This window comes from Serratia sp. EWG9, from assembly GCF_019913725.1.
GTDB classification, from domain to species: domain Bacteria; phylum Pseudomonadota; class Gammaproteobacteria; order Enterobacterales; family Enterobacteriaceae; genus Serratia; species Serratia ureilytica.
In genome coordinates, this window is record NZ_JADNRO010000006.1 from 59,152 (window position 1) to 83,341 (window position 24,190).

Sequence of the window (24,190 nt, forward strand, 5' to 3'; positions counted from 1 at the left end):
GCCTGCCCGTTTTTATGCGCGGAATTTGTCCTTTACATCGCTAACTGCATGATTTATTGCTATCCGTTCGGCTGTTTTTTCACCACTGGGGATAGCGCAATGAAAAGAAAAGCAATAACGATCGGGCTGCTGGCGTTGGCGATTGCCGGCGGCGCGCGGGCCAATACGCTGGTCTACTGTTCCGAAGGCTCGCCGGAAGGCTTCAACCCGCAGCTGTTCACCTCCGGCACCACGGTAGACGCCAGTTCGGCGGCGATCTACAACCGGCTGGTGGATTTCAAACCCGGCACCGTCGAGCTGCAACCCAGCCTGGCGGAAAGCTGGGAGGTGAGCGAAGACGGCAAGCGCTATACCTTCCATCTGCGCAAGGGCGTGGCATTCCAGAGCAATAAATATTTCACGCCCACCCGCGATTTCAACGCCGATGACGTCATCTTCTCGTTTATGCGCCAGAAGGACGCCAACAACCCGTATCACAAGGTCTCCAATGGCGCCTACACCAACTTCGAGTCGATGGAGTTCGGCACGCTGATCGACCGGATCGTTAAGGTGGATGAGCACACCGTGCGCTTTGAGCTCTCCCGCGCCGAGGCGCCGTTCGTCGCCGATCTGGGCATGTATTTCGCCACCATTTTATCGGCGGAATATGCCGACGCGATGCTGAAGGCCGGCACGCCGCAGCGGGTGGACAACGATCCGATCGGCACCGGGCCGTTCCAGCTGGTGCAGTACCAGAAGGACGCGAAAATCCTCTACAAGGCGTTCGACCGCTACTGGGAAGGCAAGCCGAAGATCGATCGACTGGTGTTCTCGATCACGCCGGATGCGGCGGTGCGTTACGCCAAGCTGCAAAAGAACGAATGCCAGGTGATGCCGTTCCCCAATCCGGCGGATCTGGCGCGCATGCGGCAGGACGGCAACATTCAGGTAATGGAAAAATCCGGCTTGAATATCGGTTTCCTGGCGTTCAACACCCAGAAGAAACCGTTGGATAACGTTAAGGTGCGCCAGGCGTTGGCGCTGGCGGTCAACAAGCCGGCGATCATCGACGCGGTGTTCCACGGCGCCGGTCAGCCGGCCAAGAACCTGCTGCCGCCGGCTCAATGGGGCAGCAACGCGCAGCTTGAAGACTACCCGTATTCGCCGGAGCGGGCGAAGCAGCTGTTGCAGGAGGCCGGGCTGGGGCAGGGCTTCGACATCGATCTGTGGGCGATGCCGGTGCAGCGGCCCTATAACCCCAACGCCAAGCGCATGGCGGAGATGATCCAGGCCGACTGGGCTAAAATCGGCGTGCGCGCCAAAATCGTCACCTTCGAGTGGGGCGAGTATTTACAGCGGATTAAAAACGGCGAACACCAGACCGCGCTGATGGGCTGGACCACCGCCAACGGCGATCCGGACAACTTCTTCGGCCCGCTGTTCACCTGCGCTTCGCTCGGCGGTTCGAACTCGGCGAAATGGTGCTATAAACCGTTCGACCAGCTGATCCTGCAGGCGCGCGAGGAGAACGATCACGCCAAACGGGTGGCGATGTATCAGCAGGCGCAGGTGATAATGCACGATCAGATGCCGGCGTTGATGATTGCGCACTCGACCATCTTCGAACCGGTGCGCAAGGAAGTGAAAGGCTACGAGATAGACCCGTTCGGCAAACACATCTTCAAACAGGTGTCGCTGGAGAAGTAACGACAAGGCCGGGATAACCCGGCCTTTTTCATGCCTGCGGCGCGTCGCAGTGGTAGCGGCCGCGCGGGATCACCAGCGGCGTGTGGGACAGCGGATCGTCGATGATCATGCACGGCATGCCGAACACCCGCTCCACCAGTTCGGCGGTAATGATCTCCGCCGGTTTCCCTTCCGCCACGATCTTGCCGTCGCGCATGGCGATGATGTGATCGGCATAACGGCAGGCGTGGTTGAGATCGTGCAGCACCGCGATCAGGGTTTGACCGCGCTCGCGGTTGAGCTGGCGGAACAGATCCAGCAGCTCGATCTGGTGCGCGATGTCCAGATACGTCGTCGGTTCATCCAGCAGCAGCAGCGGCGTTTGCTGCGCCAACGCCATCGCTACCCAGACGCGCTGACGCTGCCCGCCGGACAGCTCGTCGACGCTGCGATCCGCCAGTTGGCTGACGTTGGTGGCCGCCATGGCGGCTTCCACCGCCTGTTTGTCGGCCTGTGTCCACTGTTTCAGCAGGCTCTGGTGCGGATAGCGGCCGCGCGACACCAGGTCCGCCACGGTGATGCTGTCCGGTGCGATCGAGGTTTGCGGCAGCAGGCCAAGCTCGCGCGCCAGCGCCTTGGTGGCGAAACTGCTGATGTTCTTGCCGTCCAGCATCACCTCGCCGGCGCTGGGTTTCAGCAGGCGGCACAGGGCGCGCAACAGCGTCGATTTGCCGCAGGCGTTCGGCCCGACGATCACCGTAAAGGCGCCGTCGGGGATCGCCACGCTCAGATCGTCAGCGATGATTTTATTGTCGTAGCCCAGCTTCAGGTGCGAGGCGTGCAGGCGGTGGCTCATGGCATTATCACTCTTCATTATCTATCTGCGGGCCTCACGGATGAGCAGCCAAATCAGGTACAGGCCGCCGATGCAGACGGTCACGATCCCGACCGGCAGTTGGATCGGCGCGAAAAGATGTTGGGACACCACGTCGGCGCCGAGCAGCAGCGCCGCGCCCATCAGCGCCGAGGACGTCAGGGTGACCGAGGATTGCCCGGCCAAGCGGCGGGCGATTTGCGGCGCCGCCAGCGCGATAAAGGAAATCGGCCCGGCGGTGGCGGTGACGGCGGCGGTGAGGGTGACGCCGAACAGCATCAGCCACAGCCGGCTGCCTTCGGCGTTCACGCCCAGCGCGCGCGCCGTGTCGTCGCCCATTTCCAGCAGCTGCAGCCGTTTGCCCATCAACAGCGCGGCGGCGGCCGCCAGCACGATAAACGCCGTGGCGGGCTGGGCTTTCTGCCAGGTCATGCCGTTGAGCGAGCCGGCCTGCCACATGGCGGCGTCCATGGCGCGCTCGAGCGAGGCGGTGATGATCAGCCAGGTATTGGTGGAGACCAGCACCGCGCTGATGGCGATGCCGACGATGATCAGCCGGAAGCCGGCGATGCCTTGCCGCCAGGCCAGCAGGTAGATGGCCAGCGCGGCGAGAATGCCGCCGGCCAACGCGCCGCCGGCGATGTAGTAATAGCCGCCGTTGAACAGGGTGATGGCGATCAGCGCGCCGGTGTAAGCCCCCATGTTAAAGCCAATCACGTCCGGGCTGCCGAGCGGGTTGCGGATAATCGACTGGAAGATGGCGCCGCTCATGCCGAGCGCGGCGCCTAACAGCAGCGCCATGGCGATGCGCGGCAAGCGCCATTGGGTGACCACGGTGACCAGGTTTTTCGGCGCCTCGCCGGTCAGCGCGGCAAAAACCTGCTCCAGCGAAAGTTGCAGCGTGCCGTAGCACAGGGCGGCGACGGCCATCGCCAGACACAGCGCCAACAGTGAAAGGTTGACCAGCAGCAGGCGCAGCGGCAGGCGCCCGTTGATGACGCCGTCCGGGCGGCCGATATGCAGCGTGTGCGGCAGACTCATCACAGACCCCCCAGCGTTTTCTTGCGGCGCACCAGCCAGATCAGCACCGGCGCGCCGATGAAGGCCGCCACGATGGAAACCCGCAGCTCACCTGCCGCCAGCAAGCGGCCGACCACGTCGGCGCACAGCAGTAAAATCGGCGCCAGCAGCATAGAGTAGGGCAGGATCCAGCGTTGGTCGGGGCCGACCCACCAGCGGGCGATATGTGGCACCATCAGGCCGATGAAACTGATCGGGCCGACGGTGGCGGTCGCCGCGCCGCACAGCAGCGTAATGGCGAGCACTGCGATCGCCTGAGTCAGCACTACGCGCGCGCCGAGCGCGATAGCCAGATCTTCCCCCATGCCGATGGTATTCAGCGGCCGGGCGATGAGCAGCGTCAGCAGGCAGCCGAGCAAAATGGCGGGGGCGGTCACCGGCAGGGTGGCCAGCGTGCGGATATCCAGCGTGCCGGCCTGCCAGAAGCGCAGTTGGTCGAAGGTTTGCGGATCGATCAGCGACAGCCCGGTGGTGATGCCGAGCAACACCGCGCCGATCGCCACGCCGGCCAGCGTCAGCCGCACCGGGTTGATGCGCCCGCCCGCCAGCGTGCCTATCAGGTAGACCAGCAGGGTGGTGACGGCGGCGCCGACAAAGGCGTAGGCCATATAGCTTTCGGTGGTGGCGGCGCCGAAAAACATGATGCCGATCACCACGGCGAAGCTGGCGCCGGCGTTGATGCCGAGCACGCCGGGATCGGCCAGCGGGTTGCGCGTCAGCGCCTGAATCAGCGCGCCGGCGGCGCCGAGCGCCATGCCGGCCAAGATGCCCGCCAGCGTACGGGGCACCCGGGCGTTGAGAATGATGGTGCTGTCGGAGCCGCTCGCGGCGCCCTGTAGGCTGAGCCAGACGGTATGGAAGGGGATGGCTTTGGAACCCAGCATCAGGCTGGCAATGATGCACAGCAACAACAACGCCAAGCCGATACCGAACCCGGCGATGCGTTTGAAGCCACTGGCGTAAGCTGCGTGCGGTGCGGACGAAAGCGTCCGCTCAGTCGGAGTGGGTACGTTCACACCGGTAACTCCTTTATGATTTTTATTCTCATTGTTATTTGCGTTCGTGAAGGGCGCCAATAGTAACACGAGTTTACGCCCGCATGCACCCGCCGGTTGGTGGCGAAGGCGCGTGGACGATGTTAATAACTATTGATATTTCAATTGATTGAATGTGAATGGTTGCCCCGTTTGCGAAAAGCGTCGGCAGGGGACTGGCCTGCCGACGGCGTGATTCAGGGCTTTTTGAACAGCCGTTCGATTTGGTTCAGCATGTTGGTGGCGCTGTAGTAATCGAGGCGGAAGGTATCGTTGCCGACGGCGTAGACGTGCCGCTGTTCCACCGGCTCCAGATGTTTGAGGAACGGGTTGGCCAGCACCTCTTGCACTTTGCGCTCATTGGTGGCGAACAGGATCAGGGTTTTGCCGTTCAGGCCTTCGGCCATTTTTTCGCCGGAGATCTGGATGATGTCATGGCGTTTACCCATGCTGGCGTTGCCTTTGGCGCTTTCCGGCGGGGTAGCCAGCTGGAAACCGAGCTGGGTCAGCAGCTTGCCTTGGGCGGAGCCCGGCGTCCACAGCATGGCTTCGCGGCCGTTGTCGGCATACACCAGCGGCGTGGTCGGCTGCGGCGGCAGGGTAATCGCCTGCTTCACTTGTTCCACGCGCTGCTCGAAACGATCTTCCGCCTGTTTGGCGCCGGCTTCGTGACCGGTGATCTCACCGAGCTCGCTGGCCAGCTGTTGCCAGCTTTTGTCGCCGTAATCGAGCACCAGCGTCGGCGCAATGGCGGACAGCTGATCGTACAGCTTCAGCGCCGAATCACCGCCGGTCGCGGCGACGACGATCAAATCCGGCGCAGCGGCGGCGACGGCTTCGGCATTGGGTTCCACCTGATACAGCCGTTCGACGTGGCGCTGTTTGGCCACTTCGCTCCATTGGGTAAAGAAGCCTTGTTGATCGGCCACCAGGGGATTTGGACTGGTGGCGGCGCTGGCGACCACCGGTGCGTCGATAGCCAGTAACGTGCCGGTGATGGTGACGCTGGTGGATACGATGCGCTGCGGCGGTTTTTCCAGCGTGAACTTCCCTTTGGCGCTATCGATGGTGCGCGGCCAACTGCTGTCGGCAGCGGGGGCGGACGGTTTCTGCCCGTCGCTCTTGTCGTCCGGGCCGCAGCCGCTGAGCAACAGGCTGGAAGTGGCGATGAATGCAATAAACAGCTGACGTAAGGATAGGGTCATGAGCGGGCTCTTTCTTTCCTTGCACAAAGGCGTATCAATCCGCGTGCGGATCGCTGGGGAGTGTTTGCCCGCTAATTTACCATTCAAGCCGTCAAAATGATAACCATTCGTATCTCGTGTTTCCCAGGCAACCGCAGGCAGCTTTAACGAGGCCTGTCCATAATAGAGAGATGATAGAAGTTTCCTGTTTCGACTTAATCGATTAAGAGGGGGCGTATGGTTCGGGATGTTGAGTTTCGAACGGATCCTCATCCGGCTTTTCCTGTGTTGAACGAGCTATGGTTATCCGCTTGGGGAGAACCGCTACCGGCTGACATGCCGGCGATATTATCCCGCAGTTTGGCCCATATCGGCGCTTACGCAGAAGATGTGATGATTGGATTTGTGAATGTGGCTTGGGACGGTGGCAAGCACGCGTTTATTTTAGATACCTGCGTCCATCGTCATTATCAACGGCAGGGGGTGGCGACCGGGCTGGTTCAAGCGGCGATAGCGATCGCAAAAATGCGTGGAGCAAGCTGGCTGCACGTCGATTACGAACCCCATCTGATCGGTTTTTATTGCGGGTGCGGTTTTCGCCCTACCGCTGCAGGTTTAATTGATCTGACAAAGGGCCATGGCGGATGAGCGTTCACTGACGAGAGATAAAGAGGGCTGTATAATACGGTCTTTAGAAACGAAAAAAGCGCCAAAAGGCGCTTTTTTCTGAATTGGTGGGTCGTGCAGGATTGATTCGGCCTGTGGCCTCACCCTGCGGGCAACGCTGCGCGTTGTCGTATCGCTGCGCGATGCTCGAACCTGAACGCAGGATCTCACCCGCACGACTCAGTGGGCCATGTCAGTAAGAAGATAAAAGCAGATTCAGATGGCGCAGAAACGAAAAAAGCGCCAAAAGGCGCTTTTTTCTGAATTGGTGGGTCGTGCAGGATTCGAACCTGCGACCAATTGATTAAAAGTCAACTGCTCTACCAACTGAGCTAACGACCCGCAGAAGTGGTGGGTGATGACGGGCTCGAACCGCCGACCCCCTCCGTGTAAAGGAGATGCTCTACCAACTGAGCTAATCACCCACTTCAGGACTTCCAGGCACTGCTAAACGAGAGAATGATGGTGGGTGATGACGGGCTCGAACCGCCGACCCCCTCCGTGTAAAGGAGATGCTCTACCAACTGAGCTAATCGCCCCGTCTTGTTGGAGTCGCATTATAGGGATAGTTCAAAGTGAGTCAACGGTTTTTAAAATGATTTCAATCGTTCGCCGCAAATTTAGGCAGGGCGCGATAATTATCGCCAACGGCGCCGATTCTTTGCGCAACGCTATGCGAAACTCGCCGCAAAACGCGCGAAATCGACCGGCGCAATATCGTGTCGGCGTTGAGGAATTAGCGCGTGGTGATACAATGTCGTCCACTCTTTTTTCAATTCCGAGCAATCGTCGGCCATCGCCGACACGCGTTGCGTAATAAGGCAGTGAACCCAATGAAAATCAAAACCCGTTTTGCACCGAGCCCGACCGGCTATCTTCACGTCGGCGGCGCGCGTACCGCACTTTATTCCTGGTTGTTCAGCCGCCATGCGGGCGGTGAGTTCGTTCTGCGTATCGAAGATACCGATCTGGAACGCTCTACCCAGGACGCGATCGACGCAATTATGGATGGCATGAACTGGTTGAACCTGGATTGGGATGAAGGCCCGTACTTCCAGACCAAGCGTTTCGATCGCTACAACGCGGTCATCGACGAAATGCTGGAGCAGGGCACCGCCTATAAATGCTATTGCTCCAAGGAACGTCTGGAAGCGCTGCGCGAGAAGCAGATGGAAAACGGCGAGAAGCCGCGTTACGACGGCCACTGCCGCGACAGCCAGTGCAGCCACACCGACGACGAGCCGCATGTGGTGCGCTTCCGCAACCCGCAGGAAGGGTCGGTGATCTTCGACGATAAAATTCGTGGCCCGATCGAATTCAGCAACCAGGAGCTGGACGATCTGATCATCCGCCGCACCGACGGTTCGCCAACCTATAACTTCTGCGTCGTTGTCGATGACTGGGACATGGAAATCACCCACGTGATCCGTGGCGAAGACCACATCAACAACACCCCGCGCCAGATCAACATTCTCAAAGCGCTGGGCGCGCCGGTGCCGGAATACGCGCACGTGTCGATGATCCTCGGCGACGACGGTAAAAAGCTGTCCAAACGTCACGGCGCCGTGGGCGTGATGCAGTACCGCGACGACGGCTATCTGCCGCAGGCGCTGCTGAACTACCTGGTGCGTCTGGGCTGGTCCCACGGCGATCAGGAGATCTTCTCCATCGACGAAATGAAAGAGTTCTTCACGCTGGAAGCGATCAACAAATCCGCCAGCGCGTTCAACACCGAGAAGCTGCAGTGGCTGAACCACCACTACATTAACCATATGCCGGCGGAAGAAGTGGCGGTGCATCTGGCATGGCATGTTGAGCAACTGGGCATTGAAACCCGCAACGGGCCGGAACTGAAGGATATCGTCAAGCTGCTGGGCGAGCGCTGCAAGACGCTGAAAGAGATGGCGGAGTCTTGCCGTTACTTCTACGAAGACTTCAGCGAGTTCGACGCCGACGCCGCCAAGAAGCACCTGCGTCCGGTCGCGCGTCAGCCGCTGGAAGCGGTGCGCGCCAAGCTGGCCGCCATCACCGTCTGGACGCCGGAAAACGTGCACGACGCCATTCAGGGCACGGCGGATGAGCTGGGCGTCGGCATGGGCAAAGTCGGCATGCCGCTGCGCGTGGCGGTGACCGGCGCCGGCCAGTCGCCGGGCATGGACGTGACCGTGCATGCGATCGGCCAGAAGCGTTCGCTGCAGCGCATCGATATGGCGCTGGCTTACATCGCCGAGCGTGAAGCGCAGGCCTGATTAGCCTGATACGCCATCCATAAAGAAAAAGCCCCGAAGAGCGATCCCGGGGCTTTTTTATTGTCGTTTATCAGGCTTGTTCGCCGGCCGGCAATCCCGGGCGATAGGCGAGGAAATACATCAACCCGACAAAGCCGGCGCCGCCCAGCGCATTGCCGAGAAATACCGCGACGAAATTAGGCAGATACTGCTCCCAGCCCATGCCGCCGGCAAAGATGGCCGCCGGGATGATGAACATATTCGCCACCACGTGCTGGAAGCCGATGGCGACAAAAGCCATGACCGGGAACCACATGCCGATCACTTTGCCCGGCACATCTTTGCTGGCGAAGGCTAACCACACCGCCAGGCATACCAGCCAGTTGCAGCCGACGCCAGAAATGAAGGCGTGCAGGAAGTCCGCATCCACTTTGGCCTGCGCGATCGCCAGCGTCTTATGTAAAAACGCGCCTTCGGTCAGGCCCAGCAGGTGGCCGAAGAAGTAGGCGACGGCCACGCTGCCGGCGAAGTTGGCCAGGGTGACCCAAAACCAGTTGCGCAGCACGGCGATGGCGGGAATTTCACGGGCGAACCAGGCCATTGGCAAGGTCATCATGTTGCCGGTCAGCAGTTCGCCGCCGGCCAGAATGGTCAGGATCAAACCGATAGGGAACACCGCGGCGCCCAACAGCGCGCCGAAAGAGCCCCATTCGGCCGGCAGGGTGCCGATGACGTGAATATCCAACAGGAAGCCGGTAGCGATAAAGGCGCCGGCGAGAAAGCCCAGAATCAGCAGATTAGCAAGAGGGGCGCGGCTTTTGTTTACCCCGGCCTGAACGGCGAGGGCGGCGATTTCTTTTGGTGAATGCAAAGACATGACGGACTCGGTTTATCGTAATAAAGTTTATGGCGCGGGCAGTCTATGCCGCTCGGGAGCCCGACTCAAGCGCATTTCGCTAACATTCCGTTAATTAAAAATCAACGTGATATGCAGGGTCTTTTGCCATTTTGAGAAGTAGCGCGCAAAATGGATGAACTCTGCGCAAAGTGATGATTTTTTGGCGCCAAAGATGCTGATTTGGCGGCTTTTTCAACGCTTGATTCAGTAATTCAATTTAGCCGTTGACAGCTTTGAGCGGGTTTCATATTATGCGCCCCGTTCACAGCACAAAGTGATTGTGGAACGGGGCTATAGCTCAGCTGGGAGAGCGCTTGCATGGCATGCAAGAGGTCGACGGTTCGATCCCGTCTAGCTCCACCAACCTTCTTCTCAGAGAGGTTGGGGAATGCCGTAACGCCGGTCAACGCGTACCACTTTTGTGGGGCTATAGCTCAGCTGGGAGAGCGCTTGCATGGCATGCAAGAGGTCGACGGTTCGATCCCGTCTAGCTCCACCACCATTTGAAAAGCCGACCTTAGGGTCGGCTTTTTGCTTTATATCCTTTTAGCTGCCTTTGTCCGCTGCTTTTACGCAAAATTTTTCCTTGATAGCCTTACTAGACGTTGCCGCTATTGCGTCCGATTTTGTCTTGGCACGTCATAACAATACTAAAATCAGCGATATGAGACGGTGAAATGAGCGACGGCATTGACTTCTCCCGGCGTGATTTTCTCTTCAGTTTGGTAATATTGCGCACTGAGTGGGATTTCATTTATCCCTATTAATGTTTCGTTTAATACGTTGGTTGCGGAACCCAACTCAAAGGGAGCGCCGTTGTGCAGAATCTGTAGGCCGATGCCGGTGGCAGCCTCTGTGGAAGGCGTAATCGCCAAAACTTGATGATGACCATTAACCGTTTCCCCGCGTATTTCCAAGTCAACTTTTGTGTTGGCATTGCACTCTAGAGCGATGTTGAAGGGAGTATTCCCGGCCACGCTGCCGGGACCGGAAAATACCCGCCGATTAACCTTGTCTAAAATAACCTGTTTCGACGGCGTGTTCAGGCGACAGCCCTCGACGGCAATATTGACGGCAGGATAATAAACGTGACCCAATCTCCTGGCATTTGAGGCTCTTAAGCAGGCATAGTTGAAAAAGAAAGGCGCGAACAAGGGCATGGTACCAGGCTGTATATCGCCTGTCTTGATAAGATAATGTTTAAAGTTAGCGCCCAGGATATAGCCGACAGGCGTCTCGCGGGGGCCATAGAACTCGATGAGGCCCGGTTTGTCATTAAGCGACATGGCAATGCCGACGCCCTTCCAACTCGTTTCATAGACAGTGATGCCATTGTACTTTAAGTCTGTCGCAGTCAGATCGGAGAAGGGCTGCATAACCAAGTCGCCTCGCTCACCCAAGGAGAAGCCCGTGTTATTTTCCAGTAATTTTACTGAAAAGTTAGATTCTCCCTGGCCGATAAGATCGCCTATTTTGGCGCCAGCCGGGACGGTAATGCTGGATTGCTCGATGCGTAGTGGATTGTGCCATATTGCACGGCAATCACCGTCTCCCTTGGCTGAAAAAGAAAATAACAAGACCAGAATGCTTACTGTTTTGGCGATCTGGGCGGCTGTGATTAGCCTTGATGTCGTCATGCTGATGTCCTTTGGCGATGTTCTCTCGCAGGTGATTTATCAGTCTGCTTGTAACTGGCTACCATGTTCTAAAATTGAATATGGCAAGCGATAGAGGTTTATTGTGTTTGTCTTATTCACACTGCAAATTAATACGCTTAATTCTTGATACAGGGTTGTTAGGGGCAATATTGTAATTACCCTGGCAACCTCTTTCTGCTCCCCAGCTCAACGCTATTGTTCCTGAGTCGGGCATGCCGCTCATATAAACCGTGTTGTTATTGCCGACGATGCCCGTCTTGCCTCGGTCGGTAAGCAATGTCGCAACGGCACCGAAAGGAATCGCTGTACTCTGGTGGGCAACGTTAAAAATAATGCGATTGCCGATTTGAGAGGCAAAGTTGGCAACAACAATCGCACCTTTCGTCGGGATGACCGTTTGGCTATTTTTTTCTATTTCAACAGAGTCATCAAAGGATTGCGGATTTAAATTAATTCGATTCTTATGATAGCTGCTGATATAGGGCACCACGGCGTAACCTCGCCAATCGGTCGTTACACCGGTACTGTTGATGACTTCAACATCGCGTGCATTTGGCACCTCAACTAAAGCAATAGTGTCACCCAGCGATTGGGACAATGTAATGCCGTTGCGATGAGCCACGGCGCCGCCTCGCAGACTGTAGTTTATTCGCTGCATATCTTTATCAAAGCTGTATCCGGCGCCTATTTCGCCATATCTGCTGCGATAATAAACAGAACTGTTGCCAGCATTGCCGGGGCGATTGCTGCTTTGGGATGCAGAAACGTTATAACTGAGCTGATTATTTTCCAGCGCGGTTCCGCTTAACCCCAGTTGTTGATTGAGTTTTCCTTTGCTGCTCTTGCTTGAGGTATAATTTACCCAGCTGTTTGATTGCCATTTGTTCAGCGGGATCTGAACATTGAGCGTGGCGATCTTGTCGGGTCTGTCCGTATAGCGGCTGCTATTGTAGCCGAACCCAATATTGCAGCTAACCCCAAATTGGTTCGTGGAGAATCCCATTAGAACATTTCGTTCAACGGCGTCGCTGTGCCAATAGTTCTGTTGATAACCATTGATATATAAACTGCCAAAGTCTCGTATAGGCTGATTAATATTGATAACCAACTTGTTTCTTTTTACGCCGCGTGTCAGCCACTTTCTTTTAAGATTGGCATTCATATCATTTAGTTGCGAAAAGCTTAAGTAGCCTGACGTTGAGTATTGATAGCCGGCCAGCGTAAAGTTGGTACCCGTTGTTTCAATATTTTTTGCATACTGGATACGATATTGTTGCCCATTACGATCCTGCCCGGTGACCAACCGGCTTTTGCTATGCGTGACATCTGCAGAGAGGGAGCCCAGCAACCCCAGACTGCTGCCAATGCCGAAAGAGATTCCCTGGTGTTTTTCTGAAATAATGGCACCGCCATAGAGTGTTTTATCATCTTTAAGACCATAAATTACGGATGACTGCAGGAACTTAGCATTTTGGCTATCGTCCAGTGCAGAGCGATATTCTCCGATTGTGAGTTCATTTTTTTTCATGTCCTCCCTGAGCATAATGGGAACGGAGGAAAAAGGCTGAAAGAAACTCCTTTCTGAACCATCCGCTTCTTTGATGATCACCTGTAACCCACCGCTGGAAGTGGTAGGGTAAATATCAGTTATCTCAAAACTCCCCGCAGGCACATATGTTTGATAAATCATATAGCCATTTTGTTTTATAGTGATCTCTGCATTGCTTTGCGCTATGCCTCTCACCGTCGGGGCAAACCCTCTCTGGCTATCGGGCAACATGCTCGGATCGCTTGCCAGTTTCACTCCGCGAAATTGGAAACTGTCAAAAACGTCGCCGGATGTTGAACTATCGCCAATGGTCAGCGTGTTTTTACTGTCCCTAAAGCTGCGTTCGGCATAGGTGTTAATGCTTTTCCACTTGGCGCTGTTTTGGCTTGAGTAGGTGGCATAGTTTCTAAAGCGCCAGGCATCATAGTTGAAACCGCTGCGCAAATTTAAGTATTGATTATCTTTATTTTTCGCTTTCCGCGTCTCGGTACCGCTAAAACTGTAATCTAACAAAAAGGCGCGGATGCCATCATCCCAACGTGCAGGGTTAACCCAGTCCCTGGGATGATTTTCAATGTATGCCTGTGGGATATTTAAATCCAATCTTTGTTTGTTAAAATCAAAAACAGCCTGGCTGCCAGGAATAATTTCACTGATGGGGGATGCCGCCAGTTCACTGTCATTGACTGTTTTTATTTTATCCATGCGAACCCCCCAAGAATCGAGATCGCTGCGATGGATGCGGGGCTGCAAAATGCCTTCTGCATGATAGAAAGACACTTTTTGATTGGCAAAAAACACGTTGTTCACATAGATATCTACCCAGTAATCGCCCGGCAGTTGATGACTCGCGTTATTAAATTTGGATAAGTCAACAATAGTCTGATGATTCCTGTTTAATGCCGAGGGGTCAAAATAATCTTCAGCGAGAGCCGCAGGTGAAGAAAGAACACAAAAGAACAACACCGATGTTTTATGAGTGGTATTATTTCTTATCATCATTTTTGCATCCCCTTGCAAATTTACTATAGTGGTGCGCTTATCGCCTGAGTTATTCCCCCATAATCATTGATCGCTTGCCATCTTATTTCTTTACCATGAATTTCTTTTGGCAATAACCACTTCTTAGTGCTCTGCGGCGCAATCATGTCGGCCTCTTTCACTTCTTTACCATCGATGCTTACAGAGTAAAAAGAGACGTGGAATGGCGTTGGGTTTTTTGCCTCTAAGGTTTTTCCTTTCAGTGAGAAACGAATTTTTTTGTAGGCGTCAATGGCTTCATCTTTTGATAGATGTTTAGGCCTGTAAAATATTTTTATTCTGTTTTGAACGGTAATGAGTAACTTGTTCTCTTTTGATTTTTGGGTTGATGGTATCGATCTTACGCTTAACCAATATATTGATTCTTTATGCTGCGGCAGGTTATCTCCAGAATAAATAATTCTAAGGATGTTCTCTTGCTCTGCCTCCAACCTGAATAAGGGGGGCGTAACAATAAATGGAACCTCTTTTTTATCGTCAGATGAGAAACTTTCTACCCATGTTTGAATAAGTACGGGGCTATTTTTATCTTGATTACTGACTGAAATGTTCGCTTCTTTTTTACTTTCTTCGTATACGATACGAGTACCGCCTAGCGTTACGCTTGCCGAGGCGCCGTATGAAAAAAATAATATTGCCAGCAAATAATATTTACTCTGTTTCATAAGCAAGCCGTCCTTGATGGCGCGTGCTATCAGGCCGGCAATATTTGCTGACCTGATAGACTAAGATGATCAGTTATAAGAGATGCTGAATTGTGTCGTGGCATTCGCCGGTCCGACGGTGACGGTGTCTGATGTCGCCATGTATTTCGCGACATAGGTAAAGACATTGCTGATATCTTTTTGCACACTCTGCGCTGTAGAAAATGAAGCCATTGGAATTTGCGTGGTGCCATCGGCCTCATAGATGGCTACGCCAAGACCCGTGGCCACGCCTTTCTCCGCATTGAGTGACAACAATGTCGAATTGCCTTGTGCGTATGCGCCGTCGAATTTTACCGACGCTTTTGTTACCGATTCAGGGCAGCCGGCTAAGGCAATGCTGAATTTTGTCGGCAGAGCGGTATCGCCAGCGGTCTTGAATGCCTTAGCGCTGATGTTGCCCATTGGAATGGTTTGGTTGGCACTGCCTGCTTCAACTGTGCAGGTTTGGTCGGTGACATTACCGGTAAAGTTTATGGTGCCGTCTGCTGCGGTAGCTGTGGCAATGACGGACATTGCCAAAGGAATGCCGGCAAGCAGTAGGGATCTCTGCATATGCTTATTCATATAAATATCCTTGTATAGTAACTGCGCGTAAATTATAAATTTTCAACCATCACGCTATCATATGTAAATGGGTGATAAACCCCCTCTTTTCAGGTGATTGATGCCATCATTAACATGTTAAGTTCTTATAACATTCTTGTTTTTGTTTTTTTATTGGATTTTTATTCTGTCACTAGACCTCCTTGCGGGTGTGATTTGTTAATGAAATTCAGTCTACATGAAAAAAAATCAGCAGTCTTAATGTGCGCCAATATCGATATTTTTAGAGTATAATTCTACACATATGGTTTTTTATGCTAAGTGATTGCGAATTCATCTCAAATTTCAGCAACGTGAATAGTTTTATATTCTGATTAACTGCGTGATAGTTAATATGCTAATTAATGTTGACTGTTTGTATCTATTGACATTGATGTTGTTTTCTTGAAGAAACTATTGTTAGTGTTTCGTTACTATTGGATGAGGTTATCCATGAAAAAAAATAAAAATATCGCAATTGTGGGTGGCGGCGGGGTAACTGCGGTAATGACGGCCCTGGCTTGCGCCAGAAAAGGAATTTCCGTCGATTTCTTCCTTGATGACAGTGATTATGATGACTTTAAAACCTCCTTTGGAAATCATTGTCTGTGGCGACGCATTCACGAGAATAATCAACGCCTCAGCCGTTTTTCCACGCAGTCACAATGGATGTGGGAAAAGTTTATTCTGTCCTCCAGCGGAGAGTTTGGCAGAAAAGAGAAAATGATTCGTATTATCGAAAGATCAGAAGTCGCTCATCTTGCCCGCCTTTACGAACAGCATGACTTGCCCTATGAGGTGCAGAATTGTGGTGATGATGGGGCCATCAATTTTCCCTCTTTCATTAACTGCAAAAACAAATCTGTTTTTGTGAGTTATGACTCCATTCTGCTAAACACGGCAGAGATTTTTTCCTACTTTCAGGATGAGCTGGCGTTCTTTACCAGTGTCAATGTTTTTAGAAACAAAAACATTGGAGACTTAAACAGCATTGAAAGTGGTGTGATTTTTTTTGATGAAAACAAGCGTATATATGACACTATTATAAAATTCACAAATGGCTATAAGATCAATGAGATAAGTTCAATTTATCAAGTTTGCCCTGCCGTGAATCGGGTATTTAGAGATTATTATCTTTCCCACTCGGTGGGAAATCTTCTCTCGCCGATACTGATAACGGAAAAAGAGTACAACCTATGGGTTGTCCCTTCTGTTGATGGGACTGTCATTAGAGTGGGGGCTGATGTGCATGTCCCGCAATCCGCTGACTTGCTGATGCGAAGTTTAGATATTGATGCTTATTGTGATCGCAGGAAGTTGGACATTATATCCGAATCATTGTTTACCATTATCTCTTCCTTTTCCTATGCGGAAGGAACCTTGGCGGTCGTACCCTGTTGGACGGCGAGTGAGGATAATAAAAAAATCGTGGTTGTTGAAAGTGTAGATTCTTATTACAACGCGTCGCCAATTATTTCTGAGGAAATTACAACGCTGTTAGCGAATTCCTTCAACTAACGTTATTTCATAAAATCAACTCAGAATAAAGACACGCCTTGTCCATAGCCGAAAGGATGTGCTCATCGCCATTGCAATGATATAGCGTTTATCTCATTGCGATATGGGAACGCGCAGGCTCTAAATTAACGGGAGAAGCGATTCTTTCAACGCGTTGCCTTTGTATATAAACCGGCATAAGCGGCGTTATGGCTTGGCGCTAACCGATTTTGAGATTGACTTCCGCTTTGCGGAAGGACGAGTTACTAAGGGCTGAAGAATAATAAAAAAGGCGCCTGCAGGCGCCTTATCATTGCTGTAAATTTCAGGCTTAGCCCAGCACCAGACCCGCGATGGAAGCGGACAGGATGCTGACCAGCGTAGAGCCGTAGACCAGCTTCAGACCGAAGCGGGACACTACGTTGCCCTGGTGTTCGTTCAGGCCCTTGATCGCGCCGGCCACGATGCCGATGGAAGAGAAGTTGGCGAAGGACACCAGGAACACCGACAGGATCCCCAGACTGCGCGGCGACAGCTCGGCAGAGACTTTCTGCAGTTCCATCATGGCCACGAATTCGTTGGAAACCAGCTTGGTGGCCATGATGCTGCCGACCTGCAGGGCTTCGTGCTTAGGAATACCCATGATCCAGGCGAACGGATAGAAGAAGTAGCCGAGGATTTCCTGGAAGCTCAGGCCGAAGATGGCGCTGAACACGCCGTTAAGCGCGGCGATCAGGGCGATGAAACCAATCAGCATCGCGGCGACGATAATCGCTACTTTGAAGCCGGCCAGGATGTATTCGCCCAGCATTTCAAAGAAGCTCTGGCCTTCGTGCAGGTTGCCGAGGTGCAGCTCTTCTTCTTTATTGGTGTCGTACGGGTTGACCAACGACAGCACGATAAAGGTGCTGAACATGTTCAGTACCAGCGCCGCCACCACGAACTTGGCGTCCAGCATGGTCATGTAGGCGCCGACGATGGACATGGACACCGTAGACATCGCGGTAGCCGCCATGGTGTACATGCGCTTTTCCGACATCTTGCCCAGGATATCCTTGTAGGCGATGAAGTTTTCGGATTGGCCCAGGATCAGCGAGCTGACGGCGTTGAACGACTCCAGCTTGCCCATGCCGTTCACTTTCGACAGCACGGTACCGATAATGCGGATGATGAAAGGCAGCACTTTGATGTACTGCAGAATACCGATCAGCGCCGAAATGAAGACGATCGGGCACAGCACCTTCAGGAAGAAGAACGCCAGGCCTTTGTCGCCCATGCCGCCGAACACGAAATCAGTCCCTTGTCCCGCAAACCCGAGCAGTTTGTCAAACAGCGCGGCGAATCCTTTTACGAAGCCCAAACCCGCTTCCGAATGCAGGAAAAAGTAGGCCAGCAGTACTTCGATAACCAATAATTGAATAACATAGCGAATGCGGATGCTTTTGCGATCGCGGCACACCAACAGGGCCAGGATCGCCACCACCACTATCGCCAACGCAAAGTGCGCAATATGGGACATGTTTGCTCCAAATTTGAGGCAGGCTGAATTTCGGCTGTCATTTTATGTAACGCTACGTTTAAAAACGAGACTTCTATTGCAAATATGGAAAATCATAGTGGGAGTTCTCCTAAAGTGTTGCGCAAAAGCATAAAAAATCAAGATGTTAACTCAGACATAGGAAATTCGTATTCTTGTGCTAACCTGTCTTTCAGGGGTATTGCAGCCAAAATCCCAACCCAAAAGCACGGAAATCGGCAAGTACGGTGTCGAACCCTTCGATAAAACCGTTAATGTTGGCTATTGCAGAGATAAGTTTTACCACTCTAAATGCGCTTGATAATTATTATCATTTATATAGAGTGGAGATAAACGTAATTTCAGTAAGGGTTCAACATATGCTGAACAGTCGCGTGGTTGAAACCACCTCCGGTCGCTCCGCCAGAAAAATCAAACTCTCGCTGATGGGGCCCGCCTTCATCGCCGCTATCGGCTACATCGACCCCGGCAACTTCGCCACCAATATCCAGGCCGGCGCCTCGTTCGGCTATAGCCTGTTGTGGGTCGTGGTCTGGGCCAACGTGATGGCGATGCTGATCCAGCTGTTGTCCGCCAAGCTGGGGATCGCCACCGGAAAAAACCTGGCCGAGCATATTCGCGATCGCTTTCCGCGGCCGGCGGTATGGGCCTATTGGGTTCAGGCGGAGATTATCGCCATGGCGACCGATCTGGCCGAATTCATCGGCGCGGCGATCGGCTTCAAACTGCTGCTCGGCGTCTCCTTGTTGCAGGGCGCGGTGCTGACCGGCATCGCCACCTTTTTAATTCTGATGCTGCAAAAGCGTGGACAAAAGCCGCTGGAATGGGTGATCGGCGGCCTGCTGCTGTTCGTCGCCGCCGCTTACATCGTCGAGCTGGCGTTTTCCCAGCCGCAGCTTGCGCCGCTGCTGAAAGGCATGGCGTTGCCCGATTTGCCCAACGGCGACGCGGTATTCCTGGCCGCCGGGGTATTGGGTGCCACCATCATGCCGCACGTGATCTATCTGCATTCGTCGCTCACCCAAGTTGGCGGTGAGCACGATAAGGCGGAGCGCTATGCCGCCACCAAAGTCGACGTCGCCGTCGCCATGACCATCGCCGGTTTCGTTAACCTGGCGATGATGGCCACTGCCGCCGCCGCGTTTCATTTCAGCGGCCACAGCGGCATCGCCGATCTTGACGTGGCCTATCTGACGCTGCAACCGCTGCTCGGGCAAGCCGCCGCCACCGTGTTTGGCCTGAGCCTGGTGGCCGCCGGTCTTTCTTCCACCGTGGTGGGCACGCTGGCGGGGCAGGTGGTGATGCAAGGGTTCGTGCATTTCCATATCCCGCTGTGGCTGCGCCGAGCGGTGACCATGCTGCCGTCGTTTATCGTCATCATGCTGGGAGTGGACGCCACGCGCATTCTGGTGCTGAGCCAGGTGCTGCTCAGCTTCGGCATTGCGCTGGCGCTGGTGCCGCTGCTGGCTTTCACCGGCAATCGGGCGCTGATGGGGGAGATGGTTAACGGCCCCGTGGTGCAAAACCTGGGCAAGCTGATCGTGTTGGTGGTGGTGGGGTTGAATGGCTACTTGCTGATCGGCAGTGTGCTGTAGGCGAAAACAGTGCGGGCCGGCGTTGCGCCGGCCCGTTGTCGTTAATCGCGGTCGTCATCGCCGTGGCGGCGCCAGCGATCGCGGTCATGATCGTGGTGGTGTTTTTTCTCTTTCTTCCAGTAATGCTTGTCGCAATGATGGTCGCATTTGTAATAGCGCCCGTCGCGCGAGTAGTAATATTTGCGCCAGTAGTCGCGGTCGCGCCAGCGATAGCCATCCCAGTAATAGCCGCGCGGGCTGCGATCGCCGAGATAGCGTCCCTGATGGCCTTGCCACCAGTCGCGATCGCGCCAGTCGTAACCGTCCCAGTAACGGCCGCGATTGTCCTGATCGCCGATGCGCAATGAAACGCCCGGCATCAGATCGATGCTGATCCCTTCGGCGTGCGCCTGCTGTGCGGCGGGCAGTACCGTCGCCGCCAAGATGGCGGCCAAGAGCAGAGGTTTAAACATGACTTCTCCTTTCCGCTTGCGCGGCCTGGCCGTTGATCACTTTATGAAGCGCGTTCATCAGTTTAAAAAACGGCCTTATCGTTATTTTTACTGCAATATCGGCATCATAGCGCCGGCGCATGGGGTTGAATCTGAGAGCCACTCTGAAAAGGGCGCCGGAGGTCGAGATTTGAGATTTTTCTGGGGCATCGCCGCTCAATTGAGCGGCGGAATTTGTAAGCGATTACAATAAAATGTTCTCGATCTGCGCAAGCTCTTCTTCAGTGAAGTGACGATTGGCCAGCATGCCCACCGCGTCTTCTATCTGCGCAGTCTTGCTGGCGCCGATCAGCACCGAGGTGACGCGATCGCCGCGCAGCACCCAGGCCAGCGCCATCTGCGACAGCTTCTGCCCGCGTTGCCGCGCCAGCGCATCGAGGCGGCGCACCTTGTCCAGTCGGTCGGCGGTCAGCTGTTCCGGCTGCAGGAAACGGCTGCCGCTGGCGGCACGGGAATCTTGCGGGACGCCGTGCAGATAACGATCGGTCAGCAGGCCGCCCGCCAGCGGGGAGAAGGCGATCGCGCCGACGCCATGATCCGCCAGCGTATCCAGCAATTCCGCCTCCGGCCCGCGTTCAAACATCGAATACTTGGGCTGGTGGATCACGCACGGCGTACCGAGCCGCTGCAGGATGTCGAACGCCTGGCGCGCGCGCTCGGCCGGGTAGTTGGACAAACCGACATACAGCGCTTTGCCCTGGCGCACCAACAGATCCAGCGCCGCCATGGTTTCTTCCAGCGGCGTGTCCGGGTCCGGCCGATGGTGATAAAAGATATCCACATACTCCAATCCCATGCGCCTGAGGCTCTGATCGAGGCTGGCGACCAGGTACTTTTTCGAGCCCCAATCGCCGTAGGGGCCGGGCCACATGGTGTAACCGGCTTTGGATGAGACGATCAGCTCGTCGCGCCAGGCCCGCAGATCGGCGTTGAGAATGCGGCCAAAGTTTTCCTCGGCGGCGCCGGGCGGCGGGCCGTAGTTGTTGGCCAGATCGAAGTGGGTTATGCCGCGATCGAAGGCGCAGCGGATCAGGGCGCGGGCGTTGTCGTACCGCGTGGCGTCGCCAAAGTTGTGCCATAGCCCGAGCGAGACGGCGGGCAGCTTCAATCCGCTGCGGCCGCAGCGCCGGTATTCCATATCTTGATAACGCGAGGGGGAGGCTGAGTAGGACATCGTGATCCTTTGTCGGCGAAGAAGTGGCGTGTTTTGAGTGTATGCGTTTTCACAACGTGCCGTCGAGGGGGCGATCACAAGGCCGGCATGTAACGCCAGGTTGCCGCTCGACACGGAAAGCGCTGTTCGAAAATTAACCGGCATCTTCGATACTTAAAGATAATCGCTTCAGCTGCAGACAGGTGATGATCATGACTCAGATCTACACGGTGGCCGATTATCTGCTCGATCGTCTGGCCCAGATTGGCATCCGCCACGTCTTCGGCGTGCCGGGGGATTACAACCTGCAATTCCTCGATCACGTCATCGCTCATCCGCAAATCACCTGGGTAGGCTGCGCCAACGAACTGAACGCCGCCTACGCCGCCGACGGCTATGCGCGTTGCAAACCGGCCGCGGCGCTGCTCACCACCTTCGGCGTCGGGGAGCTGAGCGCGCTGAACGGCGTGGCCGGCAGTTATGCCGAATACCTGCCGGTGATCCACGTGGTGGGCACACCGGCGCAGCGTGCCCAGCGCGCCGGCGATTTGCTGCACCATTCGCTGGGCGATGGCGACTTCACTCACTTTGCGCGGATAGCCAAAGAAGTCAGCGTCGCACAGGCCAACCTGACCGCCGACAACGCCGCCAGGGAGATTGACCGCCTGATCGATGCCGCCTTGCTGGAGCATCGTCCGGTTTATCTGATGCTGCCCAGCGACGTAGCGGAAGCGCCGCTGCCGGCCAAACCGGCGCCGCTGATGCTGCGCCAGGCCAGGCTGTCGCGGAGCGCATTGCAGGCGTTTATCGCCGCAGCGCGTGAAAAGCTGCAATCGGCGCGGCAAGTGTCATTGTTGGCGGACTTTCTGGCGGACCGCTTTGGTGTTGAAACGGCGCTGGATAACTGGATGCAGGAGGTGGCTATCCCGCACGCCACGCTGCTGCTCGGCAAGGGCGTGCTGGATGAGAACCGCGACGGTTTTGTCGGCACCTACAGCGGCGGCGCCAGCGCTGCGGCGACCAAAGCGCTGATTGAAAATGCCGATGTCGTGATCACCGTTGGCGTGCGTCTCACCGACACCATTACCGGAGGATTCACGCATCATCTGCCGGCGGAAAAATGCATCGATATCCAACCGTTCGAAGCCTGGGTCGGTCGTCAACGGTTCAGCCGCATCCCGATGTGCGCCGCCGTGCAGGCGCTGCACCGCCTGACTCTGTCGCTGGCGTCGCGCTGGCCGTTGCCGACGATCGGCCGTCCGGCGCTGCTGGAAGGCGATGGGGAAGGGTTGGATCAGCACGCCTTCTGGCGGCAGATACAGGATTTCCTGCGGCCGGGGGATATCGTGCTGGCCGAGCAGGGCACGGCCTGTTTCGGCGCCGCGACCTTGACGCTGCCGCGCGGCAGCCGGATGATCGTGCAGTCGCTCTGGGGCTCGATCGGCTATACCTTACCGGCGACTTTCGGGGTGCAAACCGCCGAACCACAGCGCCGGGTGGTGCTGTTGATCGGCGACGGCGCCGCGCAATTGACCGTGCAGGAGCTGGGATCGATGCTGCGCGACGGGCTTAAACCGGTGATCTTCGTGCTGAATAATCAGGGCTACACGATTGAACGCGCTATCCACGGGCCGGAGCAGAGTTACAACGACATCGCCCGGTGGAACTGGACGCAGCTGCCAACGGCATTGGCCGGTGGGCGGCCGGTGACGGCGTTGCGGGTCAGTCAGCCGGAGGCGCTGCGCCAGGCGCTGAGTGAGGCGGCGCAGGGCGACCGGCTGGCTTTCATCGAAGTGATGCTGCCGAAGATGGATATTCCCGAACTGCTCGATACGATCTCGCGCGTTATTCAGTCGCGCAACGCCGCCGCCTGAGCCGCGTCGTCTTCCAGCAATCGCTCCAGCATCCAGTACCCCGCCGGGCCCGGCGGGGTCAGTTTGGACCATACCGCATCCACCGAAATCAGTTTGGGCCAGCCGCGCGGGCGCAGCTGGGTGAGCCTGCCGTGGCCGTATTGTTGCACCAGCCAGTGCGGCAGCACCGCCCAACCGAATCCCTGTTCCGCCATCTCCAGCAACAGCAGATAGCTGGGCGCCGACCAGACCAGCCCGCCTTGTCTGGCCGCTTCGGCGCCGGTGTAAGTGTTCAGGATCAGCTGACGGGTGCTGGATAATTGCTCCGGGGTCGGCGCGGCGACCTGCGCCAGCGGATGCTGATGGGCGACGAACAACCCCATTTCGGTCTGCTCAGGCAGGCGGGAGAAGGCGATATCCGGCGGATAGGTTTTTTGCACTTCCACCATGCCCAGCTGTGCGCGGCCGCTTTGCAGCAGATCGATGACGTCGCCTTCCTCGGCGATCATCCATTCCAGCTCAATCTCCGGGTAACGTTGTTCAAACCGCTGCATCAGGCTGTCGTGATGCTTCGGTTGGTAGGTATCGGAAAATACCATGCTCAGGCGCGGTTCGACATTGCCCGCCAGCTGAATGCTCAGCGCGTCGAGCCGCTCGCTGGCGGCGAGGATCTCCTGCACGTGCCCCAGCACCTTGCGGCCGGCAGCGGTGAGCACCGGTTGGCGCGCGCTGCGATCGAACAGCGTCAATGCCAGGTCGGCTTCCAGATTGGCGATGGCGGTGCTGACGGTGGATTGGCTTTTGCGCAGCTTGCGCGCGGCGGCGGAAAATGAGCCGAGGGCGGCGGCTTCAACGAACGCCTGTAACGCTTCCGGTGAATAGTGCATATATCTACTTT

The 24,190-nt window shown here is 55.4% G+C and carries 20 protein-coding genes, 5 tRNA genes and 1 other RNA gene; 9 read left to right on the plus strand and 17 right to left on the minus strand.

Going from position 1 to position 24,190, the window contains the following annotated elements; translation table 11 throughout:
* The first annotated feature begins 99 nt into the window (after positions 1–99).
* A complete protein-coding gene (locus ITX55_RS14810) occupies positions 100–1,686 on the plus strand; it encodes an ABC transporter substrate-binding protein (RefSeq protein WP_046687583.1) in 1,587 nt (528 codons plus the stop codon).
* Positions 1,687–1,714: 28 nt separating this feature from the next.
* Here ITX55_RS14810 and ITX55_RS14815 read toward each other — a convergent pair whose 3' ends face one another.
* The 4 genes from ITX55_RS14815 to fepB form a co-directional block, all read right to left on the minus strand.
* Positions 1,715–2,521: an ABC transporter ATP-binding protein gene (locus ITX55_RS14815; RefSeq protein ID WP_004936408.1), complete on the minus strand. Its 807-nt coding sequence runs from the start codon at positions 2,519–2,521 to the stop codon at positions 1,715–1,717.
* Between the two features lie 21 nt (positions 2,522–2,542).
* On the minus strand, positions 2,543–3,580 hold the full coding sequence (gene fepG, locus ITX55_RS14820; RefSeq protein ID WP_108681675.1) for an iron-enterobactin ABC transporter permease: 1,038 nt from the start codon (positions 3,578–3,580) through the stop codon (positions 2,543–2,545).
* Positions 3,580–4,635 carry a Fe(3+)-siderophore ABC transporter permease gene (fepD, locus tag ITX55_RS14825; RefSeq protein WP_108681673.1) on the minus strand — a complete coding sequence of 352 codons (1,056 nt, stop codon included), beginning with the start codon at positions 4,633–4,635 and terminating at the stop codon, positions 3,580–3,582. The genes fepG and fepD overlap by 1 nt, the downstream gene beginning before the upstream one ends.
* A gap of 215 nt (positions 4,636–4,850) precedes the next feature.
* Entirely contained in the window at positions 4,851–5,858 is a 1,008-nt protein-coding gene (gene fepB, locus ITX55_RS14830; RefSeq protein ID WP_042785145.1) for a Fe2+-enterobactin ABC transporter substrate-binding protein, read from the minus strand.
* A gap of 216 nt (positions 5,859–6,074) precedes the next feature.
* Between fepB and ITX55_RS14835 the strand changes: the two genes are divergently transcribed.
* A complete protein-coding gene (locus tag ITX55_RS14835; RefSeq protein WP_108681671.1) occupies positions 6,075–6,485 on the plus strand; it encodes a GNAT family N-acetyltransferase in 411 nt (136 codons plus the stop codon).
* A gap of 84 nt (positions 6,486–6,569) precedes the next feature.
* Here ITX55_RS14835 and ITX55_RS14840 read toward each other — a convergent pair.
* From ITX55_RS14840 to ITX55_RS14855, 4 genes are all read right to left on the minus strand, one after another.
* Positions 6,570–6,694: non-coding RNA, RtT sRNA (locus tag ITX55_RS14840), on the minus strand.
* A 75-nt stretch (positions 6,695–6,769) separates the two neighbouring features.
* Positions 6,770–6,845, minus strand: a tRNA-Lys gene (locus tag ITX55_RS14845).
* 7 nt (positions 6,846–6,852) lie between these two features.
* A tRNA-Val gene (locus ITX55_RS14850) sits at positions 6,853–6,928 on the minus strand.
* Positions 6,929–6,966: 38 nt separating this feature from the next.
* A tRNA-Val gene (locus ITX55_RS14855) sits at positions 6,967–7,042 on the minus strand.
* A 294-nt stretch (positions 7,043–7,336) separates the two neighbouring features.
* Here ITX55_RS14855 and gltX point away from each other — a divergent pair.
* Entirely contained in the window at positions 7,337–8,752 is a 1,416-nt protein-coding gene (gene gltX, locus ITX55_RS14860) for a glutamate--tRNA ligase (RefSeq protein ID WP_033643946.1), read from the plus strand.
* Between the two features lie 70 nt (positions 8,753–8,822).
* On the opposite strand, the gene ITX55_RS14865 is transcribed toward gltX, so the two are convergent.
* On the minus strand, positions 8,823–9,608 hold the full coding sequence (locus tag ITX55_RS14865; RefSeq protein ID WP_044030747.1) for a formate/nitrite transporter family protein: 786 nt from the start codon (positions 9,606–9,608) through the stop codon (positions 8,823–8,825).
* A gap of 308 nt (positions 9,609–9,916) precedes the next feature.
* Here ITX55_RS14865 and ITX55_RS14870 point away from each other — a divergent pair.
* Both ITX55_RS14870 and ITX55_RS14875 read left to right on the plus strand, forming a co-directional pair.
* Positions 9,917–9,992, plus strand: a tRNA-Ala gene (locus ITX55_RS14870).
* A gap of 60 nt (positions 9,993–10,052) precedes the next feature.
* A tRNA-Ala gene (locus ITX55_RS14875) sits at positions 10,053–10,128 on the plus strand.
* A 157-nt stretch (positions 10,129–10,285) separates the two neighbouring features.
* On the opposite strand, the gene ITX55_RS14880 is transcribed toward ITX55_RS14875, so the two are convergent.
* From ITX55_RS14880 to ITX55_RS14895, 4 genes are all read right to left on the minus strand, one after another.
* Positions 10,286–11,266, minus strand: coding sequence for a fimbrial protein (locus ITX55_RS14880; RefSeq protein WP_052759889.1), 981 nt, complete (start codon positions 11,264–11,266; stop codon positions 10,286–10,288).
* Between the two features lie 112 nt (positions 11,267–11,378).
* On the minus strand, positions 11,379–13,838 hold the full coding sequence (locus tag ITX55_RS14885) for a fimbria/pilus outer membrane usher protein (protein ID WP_223085194.1): 2,460 nt from the start codon (positions 13,836–13,838) through the stop codon (positions 11,379–11,381).
* 23 nt (positions 13,839–13,861) lie between these two features.
* Entirely contained in the window at positions 13,862–14,542 is a 681-nt protein-coding gene (locus ITX55_RS14890) for a molecular chaperone (protein WP_046896263.1), read from the minus strand.
* Between the two features lie 69 nt (positions 14,543–14,611).
* Positions 14,612–15,148, minus strand: coding sequence for a fimbrial protein (locus ITX55_RS14895; protein ID WP_049866699.1), 537 nt, complete (start codon positions 15,146–15,148; stop codon positions 14,612–14,614).
* Between the two features lie 471 nt (positions 15,149–15,619).
* On the opposite strand from ITX55_RS14895, the gene ITX55_RS14900 reads away from it, so the two are divergent.
* On the plus strand, positions 15,620–16,684 hold the full coding sequence (locus ITX55_RS14900; RefSeq protein WP_046896264.1) for a hypothetical protein: 1,065 nt from the start codon (positions 15,620–15,622) through the stop codon (positions 16,682–16,684).
* A gap of 310 nt (positions 16,685–16,994) precedes the next feature.
* On the opposite strand, the gene ITX55_RS14905 is transcribed toward ITX55_RS14900, so the two are convergent.
* Positions 16,995–18,182, minus strand: coding sequence for a NupC/NupG family nucleoside CNT transporter (locus ITX55_RS14905; protein ID WP_004936373.1), 1,188 nt, complete (start codon positions 18,180–18,182; stop codon positions 16,995–16,997).
* Positions 18,183–18,559: 377 nt separating this feature from the next.
* Here ITX55_RS14905 and ITX55_RS14910 point away from each other — a divergent pair, with 377 nt between their 5' ends.
* Positions 18,560–19,795: an Nramp family divalent metal transporter gene (locus ITX55_RS14910; RefSeq protein WP_042785141.1), complete on the plus strand. Its 1,236-nt coding sequence runs from the start codon at positions 18,560–18,562 to the stop codon at positions 19,793–19,795.
* A gap of 41 nt (positions 19,796–19,836) precedes the next feature.
* On the opposite strand, the gene ITX55_RS14915 is transcribed toward ITX55_RS14910, so the two are convergent.
* Positions 19,837–20,247, minus strand: a complete 411-nt coding sequence (locus tag ITX55_RS14915) for a DUF2502 domain-containing protein (RefSeq protein WP_046896266.1) — start codon at positions 20,245–20,247, stop codon at positions 19,837–19,839.
* Here ITX55_RS14915 and ITX55_RS14920 point away from each other — a divergent pair.
* The gene (locus ITX55_RS14920) at positions 20,246–20,479 is read left to right on the plus strand and encodes a hypothetical protein (RefSeq protein ID WP_127897177.1); all 234 of its coding nucleotides are present in this window, start codon (positions 20,246–20,248) and stop codon (positions 20,477–20,479) included. The genes ITX55_RS14915 and ITX55_RS14920 overlap by 2 nt on opposite strands.
* Here the strand turns inward: ITX55_RS14920 and mgrA are convergent.
* On the minus strand, positions 20,471–21,460 hold the full coding sequence (gene mgrA / locus ITX55_RS14925; RefSeq protein WP_108681667.1) for an L-glyceraldehyde 3-phosphate reductase: 990 nt from the start codon (positions 21,458–21,460) through the stop codon (positions 20,471–20,473). The two genes, ITX55_RS14920 and mgrA, sit on opposite strands and share 9 nt — an antisense overlap.
* A gap of 191 nt (positions 21,461–21,651) precedes the next feature.
* On the opposite strand from mgrA, the gene ITX55_RS14930 reads away from it, so the two are divergent.
* Positions 21,652–23,313 (plus strand): alpha-keto acid decarboxylase family protein, encoded by a 1,662-nt coding sequence (locus tag ITX55_RS14930; RefSeq protein ID WP_182074346.1) that lies wholly within the window; start codon positions 21,652–21,654, stop codon positions 23,311–23,313.
* Here the strand turns inward: ITX55_RS14930 and ITX55_RS14935 are convergent.
* Positions 23,289–24,179 carry a LysR family transcriptional regulator gene (locus ITX55_RS14935; protein WP_108681663.1) on the minus strand — a complete coding sequence of 297 codons (891 nt, stop codon included), beginning with the start codon at positions 24,177–24,179 and terminating at the stop codon, positions 23,289–23,291. The two genes, ITX55_RS14930 and ITX55_RS14935, sit on opposite strands and share 25 nt — an antisense overlap.
* Positions 24,180–24,190: the final 11 nt, after the last annotated feature.

Excerpts from the sequence above, each read along its gene's own strand:
- ITX55_RS14810 (WP_046687583.1), top strand. The coding sequence starts at position 100 with ATGAAAAGAAAAGCAATAACGATCGGGCTGCTGGCGTTGGCGATTGCC.
- ITX55_RS14815 (WP_004936408.1), bottom strand. The coding sequence starts at position 2,521 with ATGAGCCACCGCCTGCACGCCTCGCACCTGAAGCTGGGCTACGACAAT.
- fepG (WP_108681675.1), bottom strand. The coding sequence starts at position 3,580 with ATGAGTCTGCCGCACACGCTGCATATCGGCCGCCCGGACGGCGTCATC.
- fepB (WP_042785145.1), bottom strand. The coding sequence starts at position 5,858 with ATGACCCTATCCTTACGTCAGCTGTTTATTGCATTCATCGCCACTTCC.
- ITX55_RS14835 (WP_108681671.1), top strand. The coding sequence starts at position 6,075 with ATGGTTCGGGATGTTGAGTTTCGAACGGATCCTCATCCGGCTTTTCCT.
- gltX (WP_033643946.1), top strand. The coding sequence starts at position 7,337 with ATGAAAATCAAAACCCGTTTTGCACCGAGCCCGACCGGCTATCTTCAC.
- ITX55_RS14865 (WP_044030747.1), bottom strand. The coding sequence starts at position 9,608 with ATGTCTTTGCATTCACCAAAAGAAATCGCCGCCCTCGCCGTTCAGGCC.
- ITX55_RS14880 (WP_052759889.1), bottom strand. The coding sequence starts at position 11,266 with ATGACGACATCAAGGCTAATCACAGCCGCCCAGATCGCCAAAACAGTA.
- ITX55_RS14885 (WP_223085194.1), bottom strand. The coding sequence starts at position 13,838 with ATGATGATAAGAAATAATACCACTCATAAAACATCGGTGTTGTTCTTT.
- ITX55_RS14890 (WP_046896263.1), bottom strand. The coding sequence starts at position 14,542 with ATGAAACAGAGTAAATATTATTTGCTGGCAATATTATTTTTTTCATAC.
- ITX55_RS14895 (WP_049866699.1), bottom strand. The coding sequence starts at position 15,148 with ATGAATAAGCATATGCAGAGATCCCTACTGCTTGCCGGCATTCCTTTG.
- ITX55_RS14900 (WP_046896264.1), top strand. The coding sequence starts at position 15,620 with ATGAAAAAAAATAAAAATATCGCAATTGTGGGTGGCGGCGGGGTAACT.
- ITX55_RS14905 (WP_004936373.1), bottom strand. The coding sequence starts at position 18,182 with ATGTCCCATATTGCGCACTTTGCGTTGGCGATAGTGGTGGTGGCGATC.
- ITX55_RS14910 (WP_042785141.1), top strand. The coding sequence starts at position 18,560 with ATGCTGAACAGTCGCGTGGTTGAAACCACCTCCGGTCGCTCCGCCAGA.
- ITX55_RS14920 (WP_127897177.1), top strand. The coding sequence starts at position 20,246 with ATGACTTCTCCTTTCCGCTTGCGCGGCCTGGCCGTTGATCACTTTATG.
- ITX55_RS14915 (WP_046896266.1), bottom strand. The coding sequence starts at position 20,247 with ATGTTTAAACCTCTGCTCTTGGCCGCCATCTTGGCGGCGACGGTACTG.
- mgrA (WP_108681667.1), bottom strand. The coding sequence starts at position 21,460 with ATGTCCTACTCAGCCTCCCCCTCGCGTTATCAAGATATGGAATACCGG.
- ITX55_RS14930 (WP_182074346.1), top strand. The coding sequence starts at position 21,652 with ATGACTCAGATCTACACGGTGGCCGATTATCTGCTCGATCGTCTGGCC.
- ITX55_RS14935 (WP_108681663.1), bottom strand. The coding sequence starts at position 24,179 with ATGCACTATTCACCGGAAGCGTTACAGGCGTTCGTTGAAGCCGCCGCC.